Origin of the sequence: Aeromonas sp. S12(2024) (genome assembly GCF_041402305.1) — a bacterium.
Lineage (GTDB): Bacteria > Pseudomonadota > Gammaproteobacteria > Enterobacterales > Aeromonadaceae > Aeromonas > Aeromonas veronii.
The window spans coordinates 1-21773 of record NZ_JBGLRB010000030.1 but is presented as its reverse complement, the minus strand read 5'-3'; the positions used below and the strand labels follow the sequence as shown (position 1 = coordinate 21773).

Annotated in this window: 20 protein-coding genes and 1 pseudogene; 13 read left to right on the top strand and 8 right to left on the bottom strand. The window is 58.5% G+C overall.

Annotation, left to right across the window (positions count from 1 at the left end; translation table 11 throughout):
- A partial coding sequence (locus ACB035_RS20015) for a hypothetical protein (RefSeq protein WP_371167987.1) occupies positions 1-190 on the top strand: 190 nt, incomplete at its 5' end.
- Between the two features lie 61 nt (positions 191-251).
- Here ACB035_RS20015 and hemG read toward each other — a convergent pair.
- Genes hemG through pepQ form a run of 4 tightly spaced genes read right to left on the bottom strand, consistent with a single transcriptional unit; the run spans position 252 to position 4217 of the window.
- Complete coding sequence (hemG, locus tag ACB035_RS20010; RefSeq protein WP_279506510.1) at positions 252-776, bottom strand: menaquinone-dependent protoporphyrinogen IX dehydrogenase; 525 nt, start codon at positions 774-776, stop codon at positions 252-254.
- A 7-nt stretch (positions 777-783) separates the two neighbouring features.
- Positions 784-2241: a TrkH family potassium uptake protein gene (locus ACB035_RS20005; protein WP_005339482.1), complete on the bottom strand. Its 1458-nt coding sequence runs from the start codon at positions 2239-2241 to the stop codon at positions 784-786.
- 36 nt (positions 2242-2277) lie between these two features.
- Positions 2278-2895 carry a YigZ family protein gene (locus ACB035_RS20000; protein WP_088868134.1) on the bottom strand — a complete coding sequence of 206 codons (618 nt, stop codon included), beginning with the start codon at positions 2893-2895 and terminating at the stop codon, positions 2278-2280.
- On the bottom strand, positions 2895-4217 hold the full coding sequence (gene pepQ, locus ACB035_RS19995; RefSeq protein WP_371167986.1) for a Xaa-Pro dipeptidase: 1323 nt from the start codon (positions 4215-4217) through the stop codon (positions 2895-2897). The genes ACB035_RS20000 and pepQ overlap by 1 nt, the downstream gene beginning before the upstream one ends.
- Before the next feature lie 191 nt (positions 4218-4408).
- Between pepQ and ACB035_RS19990 the strand changes: the two genes are divergently transcribed.
- From ACB035_RS19990 to ACB035_RS19965, 6 genes are all read left to right on the top strand, one after another.
- Positions 4409-6346: an acetoacetate--CoA ligase gene (locus ACB035_RS19990; protein ID WP_371167985.1), complete on the top strand. Its 1938-nt coding sequence runs from the start codon at positions 4409-4411 to the stop codon at positions 6344-6346.
- A 204-nt stretch (positions 6347-6550) separates the two neighbouring features.
- On the top strand, positions 6551-8698 hold the full coding sequence (gene fadB / locus ACB035_RS19985; RefSeq protein ID WP_371167984.1) for a fatty acid oxidation complex subunit alpha FadB: 2148 nt from the start codon (positions 6551-6553) through the stop codon (positions 8696-8698).
- Between the two features lie 21 nt (positions 8699-8719).
- Complete coding sequence (gene fadA, locus ACB035_RS19980) at positions 8720-9883, top strand: acetyl-CoA C-acyltransferase FadA (protein WP_005342451.1); 1164 nt, start codon at positions 8720-8722, stop codon at positions 9881-9883.
- A gap of 278 nt (positions 9884-10161) precedes the next feature.
- Complete coding sequence (locus ACB035_RS19975; protein WP_005339475.1) at positions 10162-10884, top strand: response regulator; 723 nt, start codon at positions 10162-10164, stop codon at positions 10882-10884.
- On the top strand, positions 10881-12326 hold the full coding sequence (locus ACB035_RS19970) for an ATP-binding protein (protein ID WP_005357365.1): 1446 nt from the start codon (positions 10881-10883) through the stop codon (positions 12324-12326). The genes ACB035_RS19975 and ACB035_RS19970 overlap by 4 nt, the downstream gene beginning before the upstream one ends.
- A 4-nt stretch (positions 12327-12330) precedes the next feature.
- A complete protein-coding gene (locus ACB035_RS19965; protein WP_371167983.1) occupies positions 12331-13569 on the top strand; it encodes an ABC transporter substrate-binding protein in 1239 nt (412 codons plus the stop codon).
- A 75-nt stretch (positions 13570-13644) separates the two neighbouring features.
- Here the strand turns inward: ACB035_RS19965 and ACB035_RS19960 are convergent, their stop codons facing one another.
- Positions 13645-13836: a hypothetical protein gene (locus ACB035_RS19960; RefSeq protein ID WP_005339471.1), complete on the bottom strand. Its 192-nt coding sequence runs from the start codon at positions 13834-13836 to the stop codon at positions 13645-13647.
- Between the two features lie 169 nt (positions 13837-14005).
- Here ACB035_RS19960 and tusA point away from each other — a divergent pair, with 169 nt between their 5' ends.
- Together tusA and ACB035_RS19950 are read left to right on the top strand one after the other, a co-directional pair.
- Complete coding sequence (gene tusA / locus ACB035_RS19955; RefSeq protein ID WP_005339470.1) at positions 14006-14251, top strand: sulfurtransferase TusA; 246 nt, start codon at positions 14006-14008, stop codon at positions 14249-14251.
- Between the two features lie 21 nt (positions 14252-14272).
- The gene (locus ACB035_RS19950) at positions 14273-14620 is read left to right on the top strand and encodes a RidA family protein (RefSeq protein WP_371167982.1); all 348 of its coding nucleotides are present in this window, start codon (positions 14273-14275) and stop codon (positions 14618-14620) included.
- A 144-nt stretch (positions 14621-14764) separates the two neighbouring features.
- Here the strand turns inward: ACB035_RS19950 and ACB035_RS19945 are convergent, their stop codons facing one another.
- Entirely contained in the window at positions 14765-15421 is a 657-nt protein-coding gene (locus ACB035_RS19945) for an OmpA family lipoprotein (RefSeq protein WP_005339468.1), read from the bottom strand.
- 129 nt (positions 15422-15550) lie between these two features.
- Positions 15551-16123 carry a DNA-3-methyladenine glycosylase I gene (locus ACB035_RS19940; protein WP_368215359.1) on the bottom strand — a complete coding sequence of 191 codons (573 nt, stop codon included), beginning with the start codon at positions 16121-16123 and terminating at the stop codon, positions 15551-15553.
- A 222-nt stretch (positions 16124-16345) separates the two neighbouring features.
- Here ACB035_RS19940 and glyQ point away from each other — a divergent pair, with 222 nt between their 5' ends.
- Both glyQ and glyS read left to right on the top strand, forming a co-directional pair.
- On the top strand, positions 16346-17269 hold the full coding sequence (glyQ, locus tag ACB035_RS19935) for a glycine--tRNA ligase subunit alpha (RefSeq protein WP_005339464.1): 924 nt from the start codon (positions 16346-16348) through the stop codon (positions 17267-17269).
- Between the two features lie 9 nt (positions 17270-17278).
- On the top strand, positions 17279-19348 hold the full coding sequence (gene glyS / locus ACB035_RS19930) for a glycine--tRNA ligase subunit beta (RefSeq protein ID WP_371167981.1): 2070 nt from the start codon (positions 17279-17281) through the stop codon (positions 19346-19348).
- Between the two features lie 135 nt (positions 19349-19483).
- On the opposite strand, the gene ACB035_RS19925 is transcribed toward glyS, so the two are convergent.
- The gene (locus ACB035_RS19925) at positions 19484-20056 is read right to left on the bottom strand and encodes a hypothetical protein (RefSeq protein WP_371167980.1); all 573 of its coding nucleotides are present in this window, start codon (positions 20054-20056) and stop codon (positions 19484-19486) included.
- A 536-nt stretch (positions 20057-20592) separates the two neighbouring features.
- Here ACB035_RS19925 and ACB035_RS19920 point away from each other — a divergent pair.
- Together ACB035_RS19920 and ACB035_RS19915 are read left to right on the top strand one after the other, a co-directional pair.
- Positions 20593-20844, top strand: a complete 252-nt coding sequence (locus tag ACB035_RS19920; RefSeq protein WP_252657114.1) for a hypothetical protein — start codon at positions 20593-20595, stop codon at positions 20842-20844.
- A 352-nt stretch (positions 20845-21196) separates the two neighbouring features.
- Positions 21197-21670, top strand: a pseudogene (locus ACB035_RS19915) (EAL domain-containing protein); the annotation flags it as partial.
- Between the last annotated feature and the right edge of the window lie 103 nt (positions 21671-21773).

Genomic DNA, 21773 nt, shown 5'->3' with positions numbered 1-21773 from the left:
CTTCGAAAGTCAAGCGATTGTTTTCGCTTTTCTTTCGGCGCCCACTTCGCTAGGAAGCTGGCTCATCAGTCCGGCGTGTTCCGCCGTGCTGGTAGGGGCGCATTATAGGGAGCCGCGCCGGGATGACAAGAGGAAAACTGCAAAAAATGGCACTTTTTACAGTTTTCCGGTTCAACCGTTGTTTTATTAAACAAAAGCCCCGCATCGGCGGGGCTGTTTCGGGCAAGAAACCCTGAATTCACATCACGCTGCTACCTTTTTGACCAGAATTCGCGGGCAAAGCTGCGCACCTTTTCCCAATCGGTAAATTCAATGTCCTTGCTGGTGTCGGTACTGCCACCGGTAATCTTCATGATCAGCTGGATGATGCGCGTCTGCCACCAGTTATAGCGGGAATATTGCAACGCACCGGCAAAGACGCCCAGGGTTTTCGGCTTCCAGGGGGAGAGGCGCAGAAACTTCTTCATATAGGCATTGGTTTGCGGCGTCTGCTTCTCTGGCTTGCGGGCCGTCAGGTTGACACAGAAGAAGGCCGCATTGGCCACCTCCAACTGCTCCTGATGAGCGTGAATAAAGCTGAACAGGCTGGGGTGGAAGTTGCCATAACGAATGGAGGCGCCGATCAAGACCTTGGCATACTTGCTGAGGTTGCACATCGGCAAGGTATGCAGGTCGTGCATCACCACTTCGCATCCCGGCATCTGCTCCAGCATGACATTGACTATTTTGCGGGTTTGGCCATCCCGAGAGGAATAAAGCACCAGAATCTTGTCCATAACAACCTCAACTACGCCAGAATGCAGGAGTAAACAGTACCAGAAGCGTGAAAATTTCCAATCGGCCAAACAACATAGCCAACACCAGTACCCACTGGGCCGCTGGCGAGATATTGCCGAAGTTGGCTGATACCTCTCCCAAACCCGGGCCTACGTTGGTGAAAGCCGCAGCCACAGCGGTGAATGCGGTCACTTCGTTCAGCCCCGTCATCAGCAACAGCAACATGAACATAAAGAAGAGAATAATATAGGTGGCGAAGTAGCCCCACACCGCCTCGACGATACGCTCGGGCACCGCCCGATTCCCCAGCTTCAAGGTATAGATGGCTCTGGGGTGAACCAACCGCTTCAACTCGCGCATCCCCTGCATGAACAGGATCATAAAACGCATCACCTTGATACCGCCGCCAGTACTGCCCGCGCAACAGCCAATAAAGGCGGAGAACATCAGCAGCATGGGCAGGAACGAGGGCCAGTCGGCATAAGTAGTTGTACTGTATCCGGTGGTGGTACCCAGAGAGACCGCCTGGAAAAGACCGTGGTTGAGCGCCTCTTGCCAGGTGGCGTAGTGTCCGTGGGTCAGCAAGGCGACAAAGCAGATCATCACCAGGGTCGCCTGAATGGCCAGGAACACCTTGAGCTCAGAATCATAGAGGTAGCGCCCGAGCCGCACCGGGCGGTGGGAGAAGACGGTAAAGTGGAGCGCAAAGTTCACGCTGGCCAGCAGCAGGAACACCACGGTAATCAGGTTGATGACCGGACTGTTGAAGAAACCGATGCTGGCATCGTGGGTGGAGAAGCCACCGACCGATAGCGTCGAGAACGAATGGCAGACCGCATCGAACAACGTCATTCCGGCGAGCCAGTAGGCCAGCGCACAGAGCGCTGTGAGCAGCAGATAGATGAACCAGAGCGCCTTGGCCGTTTCGGCGATGCGCGGCGTCACCTTGGTATCCTTCACCGGCCCCGGGATCTCGGCACGGTAGAGCTGCATACCCCCGATACCCAGCAGTGGCAGAATGGCCACCGCCAGTACAATGATCCCCATCCCCCCCAACCACTGCAGCAACTGGCGATAGAACAGAAACGCCTTGGGCAGATTATCGAGCCCGGTCAGTACCGTTGCGCCTGTGGTGGTCAGGCCGGAGAACGATTCGAAGAAGGCCTCCGAGACCGACATGTCCGGCACGTCGCTCATGATGAAGGGCACAGCCCCCACACTGCCCAGCACGGTCCAGAACAGCACCACGATGAGGAAACCCTCTTTCGAGCGCATCTCCTTCTTGTGGTAGCGATTGGGAAACCAGAGCACCACGCCGAGCAGCAGGGCGATCAGAAAAGAGCTGACGAACTCGGCACCACCACCATCCCGATAGCCAAAGGCCACCAGTGCAGGCAAAAGCATGGTCGAGCTGAACAGCGCAACCAGCAGGCCAACAATGCGAATAATGCTCAGGATGTGCATTACAGCTCCCTTTCCCCAATTAAAGAGCGATGGATTCTAGCCATCTAAGGGGCTGAGGGATACCCGCCCATGAGTCCGGTCGGTCAATTCACGGTCCACCTGAGCCCAAACCGAGGACTCCCACGCCACCTGCAAGGTGACCAGCTGACCGTAATCCGCCGCCAGCAATTCGCCATTATGGCTGCTGATCAGCGACTCGACAGTCCCCATGTCACCGTAATCGCAGTGAATGAGAGAGGGAGTACGTGGCACCTTGAGCAGGGTGGGCAGTTGCTTGAGGGCGGTACCGACGCCGCCCCCATAGGCTTTGACCAGTCCACCGGTACCAAGCTGGATGCCGCCGTAGTAACGCACCACCACGGCGCAGATTTCACCGATCCCCGAACCCATCAGCTGGGCCAGGATCGGTTTGCCCGCGGTACCGGACGGTTCGCCGTCATCGCTGAAGCCATAAACCTGACTATCTTGCGGCGCACCCGCCACAAAGGCCCAGCAGTGATGGCGCGCGGCCGGATGTTGGCGCTTGATCTCGTTAACCCACCCCTTGGCCGCCTCGACGGTCGGGGTGTGGGCGATCAGGGTAATGAAGCGGCTCTTCTTTATCTCTTCGGTCAACTCCAGCGGGGCAGCCGGAATGGAGTACGCAGCCGCCATCAGAGTCCTGCTTGTCTGGTCATGTTCTCCACCCCGTTGGCGTGCAGCACCACGTTGTCTTCGATGCGGATGCCGCCGAACGGACGCAGCGCCTCCACCTTGTTCCAGTTAACCCGCTTGCCCTGTTCGCCCTGACGCAGCGGCTCCAGCAAACTGTCGATGAAGTAGAGGCCCGGCTCAATGGTGAACACCTGATCCACCTCCATCACCCGGGTGCAGCGCAGATAGGGGAACAGCTCGGGCGCCGCCAGATGGGTGCCGCGCTCATCCTGCATGAAACCGCCCGCATCGTGTACCTGCAAACCGAGGAAGTGGCCGAGGCCGTGAGGGAAGAAGACGTTGGTCACCCCGGTGTTGATCATCTCGTCTACCGACATATCCACCAGCTCGGTCGCTTGCAGCAGGCTCGCCAGCTTGTGGTGCATCTGCAGATGCAGCTCGCTGTAGCGGCGACCCGGTTTGATCTCCTTGATGATCTCCTGCTGCTGCTCGTCGAGGGCCGCAATCAGATCGGCGAACTCGCCACGCCGCCACGCCCAGGTGCGGGTGATGTCGGAGGCATAACCGTGAAAATCGACACCGGCATCGATCAGGAAGGAGTGGCGCTCCGCATCGGGCACCCGCAAGGCGGACAAATGGGTGTAGTGAAGGATGGCTGCGTTACGGTTGATGGCGACGATATTGCCGTAGGGCGCCTCATTGGCTCCCTGTCCGACCGCTTTCATATAGGCCAGATTGATCTCGAACTCGCTCGCCCCCGCCATAAAGGAGTCCTTGGCGGCGATATGGCCGCGAACCCCAATCCGGTTCGCCTCGCGCAGACACTCCAGCTCGTAGGGTGTCTTGTAGGCGCGGTGATAGTGCAGGTAGTTGAGTACCGCCTCCGGATTGGGCTGGGTCAGCCCCAGCAGTTCAGCCACTTCCAGATGGCCACCCAGATAGGCCCACTCCTGCTTGTTGGCTGGTAGATGGTCGGCCACCTGTTCCGGCCGGGTCAGGAAACGGATATCGAAGAACTCGACCCAGAAGGCGTTGGGCAGATCCGCTACTTTGTGCCAGAAATCGACCGGGCGGTAGAACAGCAATACCGGTTTGTTCACCCCGTCCACCAGCAGCCAGCAGTGGGGGTTGTCCAGCACCGGCAACCAGGCCTTGAAGTGGGGGTTTACCTTGAACGGGTAATCCTGATCATCGAGGAAGATGCGGTGGGTCTGGCCGGAGTGGATGGCCAGTCCGCTGAGCCCCTGTTGTTGCAGAATGTCGCGGGTGCGCTGCTGCAAGGTATCGAGGTGCTGGGCAAAAAGTTGGCTGTAGCTGCTCATGGCGTCCTGCTCCGAGGTGAATGTGATTGCAGCATAACATCAAGCGCTTGGCGGCTCGACCCGTCAAGCTGCCGCTTCGTGAGGTAACGCATACGTTACAAACGCGTTTGTTATCAACAGAAAACCAATCATTAACAAATCAAAAACAATTCAATACACTGCCGATAGATACATGAAGTCAGGGATTACTCATGAACAACCTCTGCCTGTGGCAACCGGATCCGCTCGGGATGCAGCAATCCAACCTCTACCGTTTTATGGCGGAGGTGAACCGTTTCCACGGCTTGCAGTTGCAGAACTACCCGCAGCTTTATCAATGGTCGGTGGAGAAGACCACCCGTTTCTGGCCGCTGGTATGGCAACACTGCGGCGTCAAGGGCGAGCTCGGCAACATAGTGGCGGAGAACCGTCAGGATATGCAGCGCACCCGCTGGTTCCCCGACAGCCGCCTCAACTTCGCCGAAAACCTGCTGCGCCGCCAGGACGAGAGCCCGGCCATCATCTCCCGTATCGAAGGGAGCCCAAGCCGTACGCTGAGCTGGGGTGAACTGGGGGAACAGGTTGCCCGGCTGGCGCAGTGGCTGCGCCATCAGGGAATTGGTCGTGGCGATGTGGTCGCCGCCTACCTGCCCAATATCCCGGAAACCGTGGTTGCCATGCTGGCAACCACCAGCATTGGGGCAATCTGGACCTCCACCAGCCCTGACTTCGGTGAAGCCAGCGTGGTGGAGCGCTTCGGCCAGACCCGACCACGAGTGCTGTTTGCGGTGGATGGCTATCGCTACAACGGCAAAGCTATCGACATTCAACAGAAGGTCGCCAGCGTGGTGAGCCAATTAGGCAGCATAGAGCAGACGGTGATGATCCCGCTGCTCGGCAACCCGCTGCAGCTTGGCCACGACTGGCAGCAAGTGCTGGCAAGCCAGCCGGACGCCAGCCTCCAGTTCGAGTCCATGGCTTTCAATGACCCGCTCTACATCCTCTACTCCTCGGGTACCACCGGCAAACCCAAGTGCATCGTGCACGGCATCGGCGGTACCCTGCTGCAACACCTGAAAGAGCACCAGCTGCACTGCGACATCAAACCGGGGGAGCGAATTTTCTACTTCACCACCTGCGGCTGGATGATGTGGAACTGGCTGGTGAGCGCCCTCGCCTCCGGCGCAACTCTGGTGCTCTACGACGGCTCGCCGTTTTACCCGGATGGCAATGTGCTGTGGGATCTCGCCCGCGACGAGCAGGTCAGCTTGTTCGGTACCTCGGCCAAGTATCTCGACGCACTGCACAAGCAGGGTTATGCCCCCATCAAGAGCCACGACTTACCTCACTTGCGGCTGATCTGCAGCACCGGCTCTGTGCTGTCGCCGGAGGGATTCGACTACGTCTATCAGCAGATCAAGCAGGATGTGCAGCTCAGCTCCATCTCAGGTGGCACCGACATCTGCTCCTGCTTCGTCATCGGCAACCCGCTCAGCCCCGTCTATCGCGGCGAGAGCCAGGGGCGTGGCCTCGGTCTCGCGGTGCAGGTGTTCAACGAAGCGGGCCAGCCGGTGCAGGGGGAGAAGGGCGAGCTGGTCTGCACCAAGCCGTTCCCGGCTCAGCCCATCTACTTCTGGGGCGACGAGAATGGTGACAAGTACCACGCCGCCTACTTCGAGCGGTTCGACAACATCTGGTGCCACGGCGACTGGATTGAGCTGACCCCGACCGGTGGCATTCTGTTCTACGGCCGCTCCGACGCCACCCTCAACCCGGGCGGCGTGCGCATCGGCACCAGCGAGATCTACCGCTATGTCGAACAGCTCGACGAAGTGGAAGAGAGCATCGTCATCGGCCAGCAGTGGCAGCAGGACGAGCGGGTGGTGCTGTTCGTCAAGCTCAAGGCGGGTTGCAAGCTTGATGAGCCGCTGCGCGAGCGGATCCGCCAGCAAATAAAGCAGCACTGCACCGCCCGCCACGTGCCCGCCCGCATCCTGCAGGTGGATGCCATCCCCCGCACCAAGTCCGGCAAGATCGTCGAACTGGCGGTGCGGGAAGTGGTGCACAATCGGCCCGTCAACAATACTCATGCCCTCGCCGATCCCGATGTGCTGAACCAGTATCGAAACCGGCCTGAACTGGCCAGTTGATTACAAACTCACATCTATCCGAGGCGCCGCAAGGCGCCTCTCTTTCGCCCGTTTTGTGATGAAGAGCTTTTACTCGAGATCTGTTAAACAAATGTTTTAAATAGGTGTTGAAAATGTCTCCTTTTGGATCAATAGTGAGCCTCGCCCCCTGCTGGGGATTAAGGAGCACCACTCCCCACTGAGTGGGAACAAGGAGACACTCTCATGATCTACCAAGGCGAAACCCTGTCGGTCAGCTACCTCGAAAACGGCATCGCCGAACTGAGGTTTGATGCCCCGGGTTCAGTCAACAAGCTGGATCGCGCTACCCTGCTCTCCCTGAGCGAAGCGATCGCCGCATTACAACAAGAACGTGAACTAAAAGGTCTGATCCTCACCTCCGGCAAAGACGCCTTTATCGTCGGTGCCGACATTACCGAATTCCTGGAACTGTTCGATCTGCCGCAAGAAGATCTGCTCGGCTGGCTGAAAAAGGCCAACGACATCTTCAATGCCATCGAAGATCTGCCGGTTCCGACCCTCTCCGCCATCAAGGGACACGCTCTGGGCGGCGGCTGCGAGACCATTCTCTCCACCGACTTCCGTCTAGCTGACACCACAGCCAAAATCGGCCTGCCCGAGACCAAACTCGGCATCATGCCGGGCTTTGGCGGCACCGTCCGTCTGCCGCGAGTGATCGGTGCCGACAACGCGCTCGAGTGGATCACCACCGGCAAGGATTACCGTGCCGATGACGCCCTCAAGGTGGGTGCCATCGATGCCGTGGTCGCCCCCGACGCGCTGCAGAGCGCTGCGCTGCAGATGATCAAGGACGCCATCGCGGGCAAGCTGGACTGGCAGAGCCGTCGCGCCGCCAAGAAAGCCCCGCTGCGCCTCTCCAAACTGGAAGCCATGATGAGCTTCACCACCGCCGCCGGCATGGTTGCCGCCGTGGCGGGCAAACACTATCCGGCGCCGATGACGGCGGTGAAAACCGTCGAGGCCGCCGCAGGTATGGGCCGTGACGAGGCTCTGGTGGCCGAGGCGCAAGGCTTCATCAAGCTGGCCAAGACCGATGTCGCCAAGGCGCTGGTCGGCATCTTCCTCAACGATCAGCACATCAAGGCGCTGGCCAAGAAGGCAGCCAAGCAGGCAAGCAAGGCCACTGGCCACGCCGCCGTACTGGGTGCCGGCATCATGGGCGGCGGCATCGCCTACCAGTCTGCCAGCAAGGGCATTCCGGCGGTGATGAAGGACATCAACGAGAAGGCGCTGGCACTTGGCATGGGCGAAGCCACCAAGCTGCTCAACGGCCAGCTCGAAAAGGGCCGCATCGATGGCATCAAGATGGGCCAGGTGCTCTCCGCCATCACTCCGACCCTCAGCTATGACAACGTCAAAGGCGTGGACGTGGTGGTCGAAGCCGTGGTCGAGAATCCCAAGTTGAAAGCCGCCGTACTGGGCGAAGTGGAAGGGATCATTGGCGAAGACGCAGTGCTCGCCAGCAACACCTCCACCATCCCAATCTCCCTGCTGGCCAAGGGGCTGAAGCGCCCGCAGAACTTCTGCGGCATGCACTTCTTCAACCCGGTGCACCGCATGCCACTGGTGGAGATCATCCGCGGCGAGCAAACCTCCGATGAAACCATCAACCGCGTGGTGGCCTATGCCGCCGCCATGGGCAAGTCCCCGGTCGTGGTCAACGACTGCCCGGGTTTCTTCGTCAACCGCGTGCTGTTCCCCTACTTCTTCGGCTTCAACAAGCTGGTCGCCGATGGTGCCGACTTCGCCGCCGTCGACAAGGTGATGGAGAAAGAGTTCGGCTGGCCCATGGGCCCCGCCTACCTGCTGGACGTGGTCGGCATCGACACCGGTCACCATGCCGGTGATGTGATGGCGCAGGGCTTCCCGGCACGCATGAGCAAGGAAGGCCGCACTGCCATCGACGTGATGTACGAAGTGAACCGCTTTGGTCAGAAGAACGGCAAGGGCTTCTACGCCTACGAGCAGGACAAGAAAGGCAAGCCGAAGAAAGTGGCTGACGCCGCCAGCTACGAGCTGCTGGCCCCCATCGCCAAGCCGAAACAGGATTTCGACAAGGACGCCATCATCGCTCGCATGATGATCCCGATGATCAACGAGGTGGTGCTCTGTCTGGAAGAGGGCATTGTCGCCACGCCAGCCGAAGCCGACATCGCACTGGTCTACGGTCTGGGCTTCCCTCCCTTCCGCGGCGGCGTGTTCCGCTATCTGGACACTATCGGTCTGGATCGCTACGTGGCCATGGCCGACCAGTATGCCGACTTGGGCCCGCTCTACCGCGTCAGCGACCGCTTACGCGAGATGGCCGCCCAGGGCAAAACCTTCTACTGATTGCGGAAAGGAGATCCATTCATGAAAGACGTAGTCATTGTCGACTGTATCCGGACCCCGATGGGCCGGTCCAAGGGCGGCGCCTTCCGCAACGTGCGTGCAGAAGATCTGTCCGCGCACCTGATGAAATCCATCCTGCTGCGCAACCCCAACCTCGACCCGAACGAGATCGAGGATATCTACTGGGGCTGCGTGCAGCAGACCCTGGAGCAGGGCTTCAACATCGCCCGCAACGCCGCGCTGCTGGCCGGTATTCCGAAGCAGGTGGGGGCGGTCACCGTCAACCGTCTGTGCGGCTCCAGTATGCAGGCGCTGCACGATGCCTCCCGCGCCATTCAGGTGGGTGATGGGGATATCTTCATCATCGGCGGCGTCGAGCACATGGGCCACGTGCCGATGAGCCACGGTGTTGACTTCCACCCCGGCATGGCCAAGTCGGTGGCGAAAGCCTCCGGCATGATGGGGTTGACCGCCGAGATGCTCGGCAAGCTGCACGGCATCAGCCGCCAGCAGCAGGACGAGTTTGCCGCCCGCTCCCATCGCCGCGCTCACGCCGCCACCGTGGAAGGGCGTTTTGCCAAGGAGATCGTCGGGCTGGAAGGCCATGACGCCAGCGGCGCCCGCTTCTTCTACGACTATGACGAGGTGATCCGCCCGGAGACCACGGTCGAAACCCTGAGCCAACTGCGCCCAGTGTTTGACCCGGTCAACGGCACCGTCACCGCTGGCAGCTCCTCGGCCCTGTCCGATGGCGCCGCCGCCATGCTGGTGATGAGCGCGGATCGCGCCAAGGCCCTCGGCCTCACGCCGCGCGCCAAGGTACGTGCCATGGCCATCGCCGGCTGTGACGCCGCCATCATGGGTTACGGCCCGGTACCGGCCACCCAGAAGGCGCTCAAGCGTGCCGGCCTGACTGTCGGTGATATCGACCTGTTCGAGCTGAACGAGGCGTTTGCCGCCCAGTCCCTGCCTTGCGTGAAGGATTTGGGTCTGCAGGATCTGGTAGACGAGAAGGTAAACCTGAACGGCGGCGCCATTGCGCTGGGCCACCCGCTCGGCTGCTCCGGCGCCCGCATCTCCACCACCCTCATCAATCTGATGGAGGAGAAGGATGCCACCCTGGGGGTTGCCACCATGTGTATCGGTCTGGGTCAGGGCATCGCCACCGTGTTTGAACGGGTGTGATAACCAGCCGGATCGACGGGATGCACTACTGAGAGTTGTCCCTTTTCGGGGCCAGTCTGACTGGCCCCTTTTCAAGTCTGTGACGATCGCCACACGGGGTGCTCGTCAGTGGTCAGAAGCTGTCTGTTGGCCGTCCCGTTTGGGTCGGCCTTTTTTCGTTTTAATCTTATCAATAGGCTGTTATTGCCTTAAACCTCACATTAGATAGGGGGCTTGCTTGCTTTTTACTCCCCCGACAGGTTCAATCTGCACAAAAAAATGGGTGGATGCACATACATATGTCAATGAGCAAACAACTGCTGATCGTCGATGACGACCAAGAGATCCGCGAGCTGCTCAATGAGTACCTGACCCGGGCGGGCTTTCAGGTATTGACGGCGGCGGAGGGCAATGAGATGCGCCAGCAACTCGCCCAGCACAGCCCGGACCTGATTATTCTGGACATCATGATGCCCGGCGAGGACGGTTTTACCCTCTGCCAGCAGATCCGTCGTGACTCCCAGGTGCCCATCATCATGCTGACCGCCGCCTCCGACGAAGCGGATCGGGTGATCGGCCTGGAACTCGGCGCCGACGACTATATCGCCAAGCCGTTCAGCCCCCGTGAACTGCAGGCCCGCATCAAGGCGCTGCTGCGCCGCGCCGAATTCCGCCAGCCGGAAAAAGAGAAAGAGCCGAGCCGCCGCCTGCGTTTTGCCGAGTGGACCCTCGACACCCTGAGCCATCAGCTGACCCATGATGATGGCAGCCTGCTGGATCTCTCCGGCAGCGATGCCATGCTGCTCGGCATGTTCCTGCAACAGCCCGGCGTGGTGCTGGATCGGGACACCATCTCGGATGCCACCCGCGGCCGCGAAAGTCTGCCGATGGAGCGCGGCATCGACGTACAGATCAGCCGTCTGCGCCAGAAGCTGGGCGACAACGGCAAGAGCCCGCGCATCATCAAAACCATCCGCGGTAGCGGCTACATGCTGATCGCCGAGGTGCACGAACTGCCATGAGCAACAAGTGGTCCTGGGGGGCGCTGGTGCCCCGCTCCCTGTTGTCACGGATGATCCTGCTGCTGTTGCTGGCCATCCTGCTCTCCCAGACCATTCTGACCGGCATCTGGATGCAGCAGATCCAGAAGCGGGAGCTGGAGGGGATGCTCAGCACCACCCGCAACCTCGCCATGTCTGCCGCCTCCACCGTCAACTTCTTCAAATCCCTGCCGCTGCAGTATCGCCATATCGCGCTGGACCAGCTGCGCAACATGGGGGGCAGCCGCTTCTTCGTCTCGCTCAACGAGGAAGAGATCCACATCAACGCCATCCCCGACAGCGAACGCAAGACGCAGGTGCTGGAGGAGGTGCAGGGAGTGCTGACCCGCAAGCTCTCCGACGCCATGGCGATCAAGGTGGATTTCTCCCGGCCCGACGACCTCCACGTCTTCAACAACGACACCCTGCTGGCGGATCTTCCCTCCTCCTGGGCCCGCTACACCCTGTCGCTGGAGCCGCTCAATCCGCCGGTGCTGGTGACCCAGATCGAGATCGAAAAGGGAGAGTGGCTCTATCTGGCGGCCCTGCTGCCCGCCCCCTACATGACCCTCGACGATACCGTGATGCCGAGCAACCAGGTGCGTTTCATCGCCCTGATGACGGTGTTCCTCTGCTTCTTCACCTTTATGCTGGTGCGCTGGCAGACCCGCCCGCTGCGCCGTCTCGCCAAGGCGGCGGTGAATCTGGGCAAGGATATCGACCAACCTTCGCTCAAGGAGGAAGGAGCATCGGAAATCGTGGCGGCCACCCGCGCCTTCAACATCATGCAGCACCGCATTCGTCGCTATATCGACGATAGAGAGCGGCTGTTCAGCTCCATCTCCCACGACCTCAAGACCCCCATCACCCGGCTGCGGCTGCGGGTCGAACTGCTCGATGACGAGGTGCAAATCGCCAAGTTCAACAAGGATCTCGACGAACTGGAACTGATGGTGAAAGGGGCGCTGCAGACGGTCAAAGAGACCGACATTCACGAGAATATCGAGGAGATCGACATCAACGCCCTGCTGGAACAGATGGCGGAGTCGATGAATCTGCACGACGAACGGCTGACCATCGAAGGGCACTGCAAGTGGCCCTATCGCGGCAAGCTGCTGGCGCTCAAACGCTGTATCGGCAATCTGGTAGATAACGGCATCAAGTACGGCCAGAAGGTGCGCATCATCATCATGGATGACGAGGAGATGCTGATCCTCTTTATCATGGATGAGGGCCCCGGCCTGCCGGACGATCAGTTCGAGCGCATCTTCGAACCCTATTACCGGCTCAGCACGGATCAGGCTGGCACCGGCCTCGGCCTTGGCATCGCCCGCAACATAGCCCACGCCCACGGTGGCGATCTGGTGCTGGAAAACCGTCCGCAAGGTGGCCTGCAGGCCACGCTCTCCCTACCAAGGCAGTAACCTTATGAAGTGGTTGTCTTTTTCTGTCATCGCCCTGCTCTCTGCTCCCGTTGCCGCCTCCCAGGTGGAGGTACTGCACTGGTGGACCTCCGGCGGCGAAGCGAAAGCGGTCGAAGTACTCAAATCCGAGTGGACCAGACAGGGCAACCAGTGGAACGACTTCGCGGTACAGGGCGGCGGTGGCAAGAGCGCCATGACGGTATTGAAGAGCCGGGCATTGGCCGCCAACCCGCCCGAAGCGGCCCACCTCAAGGGCTATGAGCTCAAGGAGTGGGCCGGACTCGGCTTTTTGCGCGATCTCAGCCCGATGGCCGAACACCTCGGCTGGTACAGTCAGATGCCGCCCATGGTGCGTGCCACCCTCAGCCAGAATGGCGCCCTGATGGCGGTGCCCACCGGCATCCACCGGGTCAACTGGCTGTGGCTCAACCGCAAGATCTTCGAGCGCAACAAGCTGACTCCGCCCACCGACTGGGCCCAGTTTGTCACCGTCGCCGACCAGCTTAAAAAACGGGGCATCACCCCGCTCGCCATTGGCAACGAGCCCTGGCAGCTGGCGGTGTTGTTTGAAACGGTGGCACTCGGTGAGGGCGGAAAAGAATTCTATCGCAAGGCGTTCCTCGAGCAGGACAGCGCCACCCTGACCGGCCCCGACATGGTGCGGGTGTTGACCCGTTTCCAGCAGCTGCGTACCTATGTGCCGCAAAAATACGCCGGTCTGAAGTGGCATCAGGCCACCAATCTGCTGGAGAGCGGTGGCGCCGCCATGCAGGTAATGGGCGACTGGGTGAAAGGGGAGCTGAGCGCGGGCAACTACCGGCCGGGTGAGGATATCGCCTGCCTGCCGAGCCCGGGCAGCGCCGGACTGTTCAGCTACAACCTAGACTCCATCGCCATGTTCAAACAGCGGGATCCGGCCCAGCTGCAGGCACAGGGGGATCTGGCCCAGCTGCTGATGACGCCGCAATTTCAGGAGGAGTTCAATCGGGTGAAGGGGTCGATCCCGGCGCTGACCAATCCCGACATGAGCAAGTTCGACCGTTGCGCCGTCCGCTCCTATCAGGATTTCCTGCTGGCGGAAAAGCAGGACAACCTGCTGCCCAGCATGGCGGAAGGGATGGCGACGCCGACCAATATGCGGCAGGCGATCCTCGATGTGCTGAGCAACTTCTTCAACGATCCCAAGGCCAACCCGGCGCAGACGGCGCTGCATCTGGAGCGGGCGATGCGCTCGACCCGATGATCCGGGTACATTGCCAAACGGCAGAAATGACAAAGGCGGAATTGCTCCGCCTTTGTTGCTGAATCGTCATCCGATTCAGGATTGATCGTTCTCGTCCTCATCCTCGTCATAGTAATCGCTGAGCTCGATCCAGAGCCCCAACCCGACCATCACCATGGAGCCGAACCAGGTACCGGTATTCCCGATCGGGCTGCCCATCACTATCATGGCGAAGGACAAGAACCCCATGCCTGCATAGGCTTGTAATCTGCCGTAGGAGACCTGCATATTCACCTCCTTGTTGAATATGGTTCAATTTTTATATTACTCGTCCGGCGCAAGCTGGATAGGGCCGAATAACATTTCGGTTACATATGCTGGTGAATGGGTCATTTGTTTGATTATTTTTTAGCCCTGAGTATCATTGGCAGCCGAATAGGTTGAAGGTTGATAATAGATGAGTGATTTATTCTGCGGCGCAACTCATGAGTTGGACGCAATCGGGCTTCGTTGCCCGGAACCCGTTATGATGGTTCGCAAGAAAGTGCGGCTGATGGCGGATGGCGAGACCCTGCTGGTCAGCGCCGACGATCCTTCAACCACCCGCGACATCCCCAGTTTCTGCCGCTTTATGGATCACACCCTGGTCGCCAGCGAGACAGAGCAGGCCCCCTACCGCTATCTGATCCGCAAGGGTCAATAAGCCCCTGTACCGGAGCACTCCATGACAACCATTACCCGAATCGGCACCACCCAGCGTTGGTCAGACGTGGTCATCCACAATGGCACCCTCTACGTGGTGGAAGTGCCCGTCAGCGAAGAGGCCGACATCCACCAGCAGACCCGCGAAGTGCTGGCAAGCCTGCAGCGCCTGCTGGAAGCCAACGGCTCCGGCGTCGACAAGATCCTGATGGCCAATATCTATCTCAAAGACATTCAGGACATCGCTGCCTTCAACGAGCAGTGGGATGCCTGGCTCCCGGCTGGCACCGCACCCGTGCGCGCCTGCGTACAAGCACGCCTCGCCCACGAAGGCTACAAGGTCGAAGTACAGCTGACTGCCGCTGTCTAAGAGGCGCTTATCCCCCTCATCCCCGCCCCTTCTCCCACGAGGGGAGAAGGGAGCAAACAACAAGGCGCCATTGCTCGCCACGGCGCCAATAGAAAGGCCCCGCCATCACTGGCGGGGCCTTTTCGTTACCGAAACCTGAGCGACTTAGGCGGTCGGGGTCAGGGTAATGGTCACGCGGCGGTTCTGGGCTTTGCCAGCGGCGGTACTGTTGGTAGCAACCGGCTGATCCGGGCCCACGCCGGTGGTGGAGATGCGGCTACCTGCTACGCCCTGACCAATCAGCTGGGCGGCAACGGCATCGGCACGATCGCGGGAGAGCTTCATGTTCAGATCGCGGGAACCTGTGCTGTCGGTGTGACCGACCACGTTCAGGCGGGTCTTGTCGAACTCGGCAACCACCATGGCCACGCCGGAGAGGGTGTTGGCACCTGCCGCTTTCAGCTGGGAGCTGGAGCTATCGAAGGTGACGTTGTTCGGCATGTTGAGGATCAGCTCATTGCCATTGCGGGTCACGCTGACGCCAGTGCCTTGCAGCTTCTCGCGCAGCTTGGCTTCCTGCACGTCCATGTAGTAGCCGATACCGCCACCCAGCGCCGCGCCAGCAGCAACGCCGGTCAGGATGCCCTTCTTGCGGTCACCCTTGCTGGAAGAGAGCGCACCTACGGCCGCACCGGCAGCGGCGCCAGCCAGCGCGCCCCAGGCACCTTTGGAGGTCTGGGATTCACCTGTGTAGGGGTTGGTGGTACAGCCGCTCAGGGCAACGGTCAGTGCCAGAGCTGGCACCAGGATCTTGGCTCGCATGAAAAAACCTCTGTGAAAACAATCCGGCACCATGCCGGGGGCCGGATTGTAACGCGCTGGCACGCCATTGTCTGACGCAAGCCTGAACAGATGGCGAGAGTGGTGTTTTTTTGGCCAACCGGCGGGCTGTCAGCACGGTAACTGACACTCGGCATGGCAAGGACAGCTGACCAGATGATCGTTCACCATTCCCACCGCCTGCATAAAGGCGTAACAGATGGTGCTGCCGACGAAGTTGAAGCCGAGCTTCTTGAGCGCTTTCGACATGGCATCCGACTCCGGCGAGGTCGCCGGAATATCGCCGTTGCCCTGCCGCTGGTTGACGATGGGGGCGCCGCCAACAAAGCCCCACAGGTAGTCGGCGAAGTCGATCCCCTGCTCCTGCAACGCCAGATAAGCGCGGGCATTTCTGATGATCGACTGTACCTTGAGCCGGTTGCGGATAATGCCGGTGTCCTGCATCAACCGCTCCACATCCTGCTCGTCGAAGCGGGCAATCTGCACCGGATCAAAGTCGGCATAGGCGCGGTAGTAGCTCTCGGTGCGCTTGAGGATGGTGATCCACGACAGCCCCGCCTGCTGGCCGTCGAGGCAGAGTTTGGCAAACAGCTCACGCGAGTCATAGACCGGCCTGCCCCACTGTTTGTCATGGTATTCAATGTATTCCGGGTCCTTGGTCACCCAAGCGCAGCGCAGTTCCATTTCCTCTCCCTCGTCATTTCAGCGGTTTGCCCGACCCAGCCCACTCTGCAGGCGGCACTGCTCACATCATATACCGGACATCCCGCCCGACCAGCCACAGCGCAGCACCATCCCGCGAATCCGCTGCAATTTCGCCTATTATCCGACCATGCCAGACGGTATACTCCCTCGGTTCACATTCAGCAAATCTTGCTCTGATTTTCACTTCGCGCGAAAAAAATTATGCAAAAATTCGATGTCAAAACCTTTCAGGGCCTGATCCTGCAGCTGCAGGACTATTGGTCCCGCCAGGGCTGTACCATCATTCAGCCGCTGGATATGGAAGTGGGTGCCGGTACCTCCCACCCCATGACCTGTCTGCGTGCCCTGGGCCCGGAGCCCATCGCCTGCGCCTACGTGCAACCGTCCCGCCGTCCGACTGACGGCCGCTACGGTGAAAACCCCAACCGCCTGCAGCACTACTACCAGTTCCAGGTGATCATCAAGCCTTCCCCCGACAACATTCAGGAACTCTATCTGGGCTCCCTGAAAGAGCTGGGCATGGATCCTGAAATCCACGACATCCGCTTCGTGGAAGACAACTGGGAAAACCCGACCCTGGGTGCCTGGGGTCTGGGTTGGGAAGTGTGGCTGAACGGCATGGAAGTGACCCAGTTCACCTACTTCCAGCAGGTTGGCGGCCTCGAGTGCAAGCCGGTCACCGGCGAGATCACCTATGGTCTCGAGCGTCTGGCCATGTACATTCAGGGCGTAGACAGCGTCTACGATCTGGTCTGGTCTGACGGCCCGCTGGGCAAGACCACCTACGGCGACGTGTTCCACCAGAACGAAGTGGAGCAATCCACCTACAACTTCGAACACGCCGATGTGGAGTTCCTGTTCCACTGCTTCGAGCAGTACGAAAAGGAAGCCCAGAACCTGCTGGCACTGGAAAAACCGCTGCCGCTGCCTGCCTACGAGCGCATCCTCAAAGCCGCTCACTCCTTCAACCTGCTGGATGCCCGCAAGGCCATCTCGGTCACCGAGCGTCAGCGCTACATCTTGCGCATTCGCACCCTGACCAAGGCCGTGGCAGAGGCATACTACGCCTCCCGCGAAGCGCTGGGCTTCCCTATGTGTCAGCGCAGTGAGAACAAGCAAGGTTAAGGAACGGACATGGCACAACATACATTTCTGGTAGAGATCGGTACTGCTGAGCTGCCGCCCAAAGCCCTGCGCTCCCTGGCCGAAGCCTTTGCCGACAACTTCAAAGCCGAACTGACCAAGGCCGATCTGGCCTTTGGCGACGTCGAGTGGTTTGCCTCACCGCGCCGTCTGGCGCTGAAGGTAAGCGAGCTGGCTGGCGAACAGCCGAGCAAGAGCGTCGAGAAGCGCGGCCCGGCCGTGGCGCAGGCGTTCGATGCCGAAGGCAAGCCGACCAAAGCTGCCGAAGGCTGGGCCCGTGGCAACGGCATCACAGTTGAGCAGGCCGAGCGTCTGGTCACCGACAAGGGTGAGTGGCTGGTTCACACCGCCAAGGTCGAAGGCCGTCCGGCCAAAGAATTGCTGGGCGAACTGGTTAGCCAAGCACTGGCCAAGCTGCCGATCCCGAAAATGATGCGCTGGGGCGACAAGACCATCCAGTTCGTGCGTCCGGTCTTCACCGTGACCCTGCTGCTGGATGGCGAGCTGGTGCCCGCCCACATTCTGGGTATCGACTCTGCCCGCACCATCCGCGGCCACCGCTTTATGGGCGAGAGCGAATTCACCATCGACAACGCCAGCCAGTACCCGCAGATCCTGCAGGAGCGCGGCATGGTGATTGCCGACTTCATGGCGCGCAAGGCCAAGATCAAGGCTGACGTCGAAGCGGCCGCTGCCGCCTTCGGTGGCGTGGCCGATCTGGACGACGCTCTGCTGGAAGAGGTGACCGCACTGGTCGAGTGGCCTGTGGTGCTGACTGCCAACTTCGAAGAGAAGTTCCTGGCCGTGCCGGCTGAAGCACTGGTTCACACCATGAAGGGTGACCAGAAGTACTTCCCGGTCTACGACAAGAACGGCAAGCTGCTGCCGAAGTTCATCTTCGTCACCAACATCGAGTCCAAAGACCCGAGCCAGATCATCAGCGGCAACGAGAAGGTGGTTCGCCCCCGTCTCTCAGACGCCGAGTTCTTCTTCAAGACCGACCTCAAGCAGACCCTGGCCTCCCGCCTGCCGCGCCTTGAAACCGTGCTGTTCCAGCAACAGCTGGGCACCGTCAAGGCCAAGGTCGAGCGCATCGAAACCGTCGCCGGCTTTATCGCCGAGCGCATCGGCGCCGACGCGGCTCAGGCCAAGCGTGCCGGTCTGCTCTCCAAGTGTGACCTGATGACCAACATGGTCGGCGAGTTCACCGACACCCAGGGTGTCATGGGGATGCACTACGCCCGTCACGATGGCGAAGACGAAGCAGTGGCCGTGGCCCTCAACGAGCAGTACATGCCGCGCTTTGCCGGTGATGCCCTGCCGTCCGGTCTGGTTGCTTGCGCCGTCGCGCTGGCCGACAAGTTCGACACCCTGGCCGGTATCTTCGGCATCGGCATGCTGCCGAAGGGTGACAAGGACCCGTTCGCCCTGCGTCGCGCCGCTATCGGTGCCCTGCGCATCATGACCGAGAAGCAGCTGGATCTGGATCTGGTTGAACTGGTTGAAGAAGCGGTACGCGTCTACGGCGACAAGCTGACCAACAAAACCGTCGTTACCGACGTGGTCGACTTTATGCTGGGTCGCTTCCGCGCCGCCTATCAGGACGAAGGCATCGGTGCCGACGTGGTGCTGGCCGTACTGGCCCGCCGCCCGACCCGTCCGCTCGACTTCGATCGTCGCGTCAAGGCCGTCAGCCACTTCCGCACGCTGGATGCCGCACTGGCACTGGCTGCCGCCAACAAGCGCGTGAGCAACATTCTGGCCAAGGTCGAAGGCGAACTGCCGACTGCCGTTAAACCGGAACTGCTGGTCGATGCCGCCGAGAAGGCGCTGGCCACCCAGGTTGCCGAACTGCAAGCCGAACTGGCCCCGCTGTTCGCCGCCGGTGACTATCAGGCAGCCCTCACCCGTCTGGCCGCCCTGCGCGAGCCGGTCGACACCTTCTTCAACGAAGTGATGGTGATGGCCGACGAAGAAGCCCTCAAGGCCAACCGTCTGGCACTGCTGAACAACCTGCGCAACCTGTTCCTGCAAGTCGCGGATATCTCCCTGCTGCAGTGATTCTGGTTGAGTAAGTGATATTAAAAACGGCACCTCTTGGTGCCGTTTTTATAAAACAAACGGAGATGAACAAAAAAACATTTTAACTCCATCTACCCCATATGAAGTTAATAATATCAATCAAACTTTATAATACTAGCTATCTATTGGTCGATAAGTACATTGACTGAGATCAGCAAGTTCTTTCTTCGTACTTTGTGGCGTTGGATTAAAACTGGCCATCATTTTGTCATTTACATATATATCGAAGTTACTTGCAGTGTTAATGACATGGATAAATTGCTCCCATGCAATGTCCCCACTTCTGAACCCAACGCCTTCTGGGATAAGGTATGAATTCCCATCAACAACAATCTCCACTTTATTGTTAGATGATGGAGATAAATCATTTCCATTTCCTAGTCTAAAGCTAGCCGATGTTTTTTCACCTGTTTCTGTATAACCAAGATCACACATAATGGTGAACTCATCCCCTGATTCATTATTAATGTTAAGCGCTAAAAAGCCCTGTCCAAATTCGCCTTTCCATATATTAGGAACTGCATATGCAGGGGAAACAATCAAAATTGCGGTCATTAAAAGCACTGAGAACCGAACCATTACATAGCTCCTTCTAAAATGGTTAACTCTAATAGCTGCAGATAAGGTATCATCTATTGCTATTAAACACGGAGAGACAAAAAAATCAATTATATAATTAAAAAACATTGAACTGATCCACACTAACTCGTAGGTTAAATTAGTAGCCGAGCGTAAAATGACGTTTGCGTTGTCGTAATCATGAAAAAGTAAATTCTTGATCAAGAACACATTAAAAATATATTAGCCTTCCTTTTTACAAAGCCAGCAGTAAAATGTTTTTCTAGCGACTAAAAATACATGCCGCTTAAATGAAATTAACTAGCGAGGCTTATTTTTATGGCAAGAAATTTTGACTTTTCAAATGATGAATATGAATTTTACAGCTTGGGGGAGCTAAGAGAAATCTGGCAAAACTTCCTAATCAAGATGCAATAAATGCCGTTGCAGAAGCACATCAACACTATGATTTTCTAAATGATATGATCGTTGGAAGAGTTCAAAGTTGGTCACACCCATTAGCCCAAAGAGAAACTTGGTTCACCCCATCTAAACTAGTATTGTCTGAACGAGCAGGAGCCATTTCCAGTTGTATTTCGGTTGGTTCATCAATTATTGAATGCGCAATGAGATCGCATGCTGAGAATAGAAGAATCAGGTCTTTAATGAAAAAAGACCCCAAACATAGAACCTTCGGCACAGTTGTTCACTCGTGGAAAAACCATGGTGTTTTCTCAAATGAAATTTCTGGTGTAGTGGCAGATTTAGACCGTCTCCTAGTAAAAAGAAATAACATTCACCTTTACGCAAGTTTTGGTGAGTCATGGGAAGATAAAGTTAATCAGGAGACCCAAATTCTTGATTCAATTGAAAGGCTATTCAACTTCTTCCAAAATCTGGGCCCTGTTAATCCGTAATTATTTATTAGCCGGTAGACGTAATTGGATGTTTGCATAAATTAATTATCCAGCCATAACGACCAGCCGAATTTCCCCTCCGGCTGGCCGATCCTGCTTCACGGCAACAACCGTAATCAAAGCCTATCGTTCGTCCGATTACGCTGCGCTAATCGAACCTACGGGGTGACGGAGGCCTGCGGAGTATGCTGCTTGGTATTGATCTGTCATTGTCGAATCCATCATGGCCCCGGCTTTCCCGTGCAATCAGCTCCCCACCCCCTGCCCAATCCAAGGAATTACCTCTGCAGGGGGAGATGAGCTGTTATCATTTGAGACAGTGCTCAGCGCCGCCACGCCCAAGAGGAAAGTCATGGATATACCTGCCACCCCGTCCCCCGCCATCTGCCAGCTGTGTCAGGAGAAAGCAGATCTCGACTTCGATTTCACCATGGCCTTCCAGCCCATCGTTGATTGCAGCCAGCGCACCATATTCGGTTACGAGGCGCTGGTGCGGGGGATCAACAACGAACCGGCGCAGAGCGTGATTGCCCGGGTCAACGACGACAACCGCTACCGCTTCGATCAGCTGTGCCGCATCAAGGCCATCGCGCTGGCAGCACGGCTCGGGATGAAGGGGATGCTGAGTATCAACTTTCTGCCCAATGCGGTCTACCGCCCGGAGCGCTGCATCCGCACCACCCTGCAGGCGGCCCGCGAGCACCACTTCCCCATCGAGCAGATCATGTTCGAGCTGACCGAGGTGGAGCAGGTGCAGGATAGCCAGCATCTTCGCGGCATCGTCGATCACTATCAGGCGCTCGGCTTCAAAACGGCGATTGTAGATTCAATTGATCAACGCAACAACCATGTGAAAGCATGCCGTTGCGGAGGATTGTTGAATGAAGCGAACATTTACAGCAAAGGAAAAAGCGTTTGTTTTTGATCTG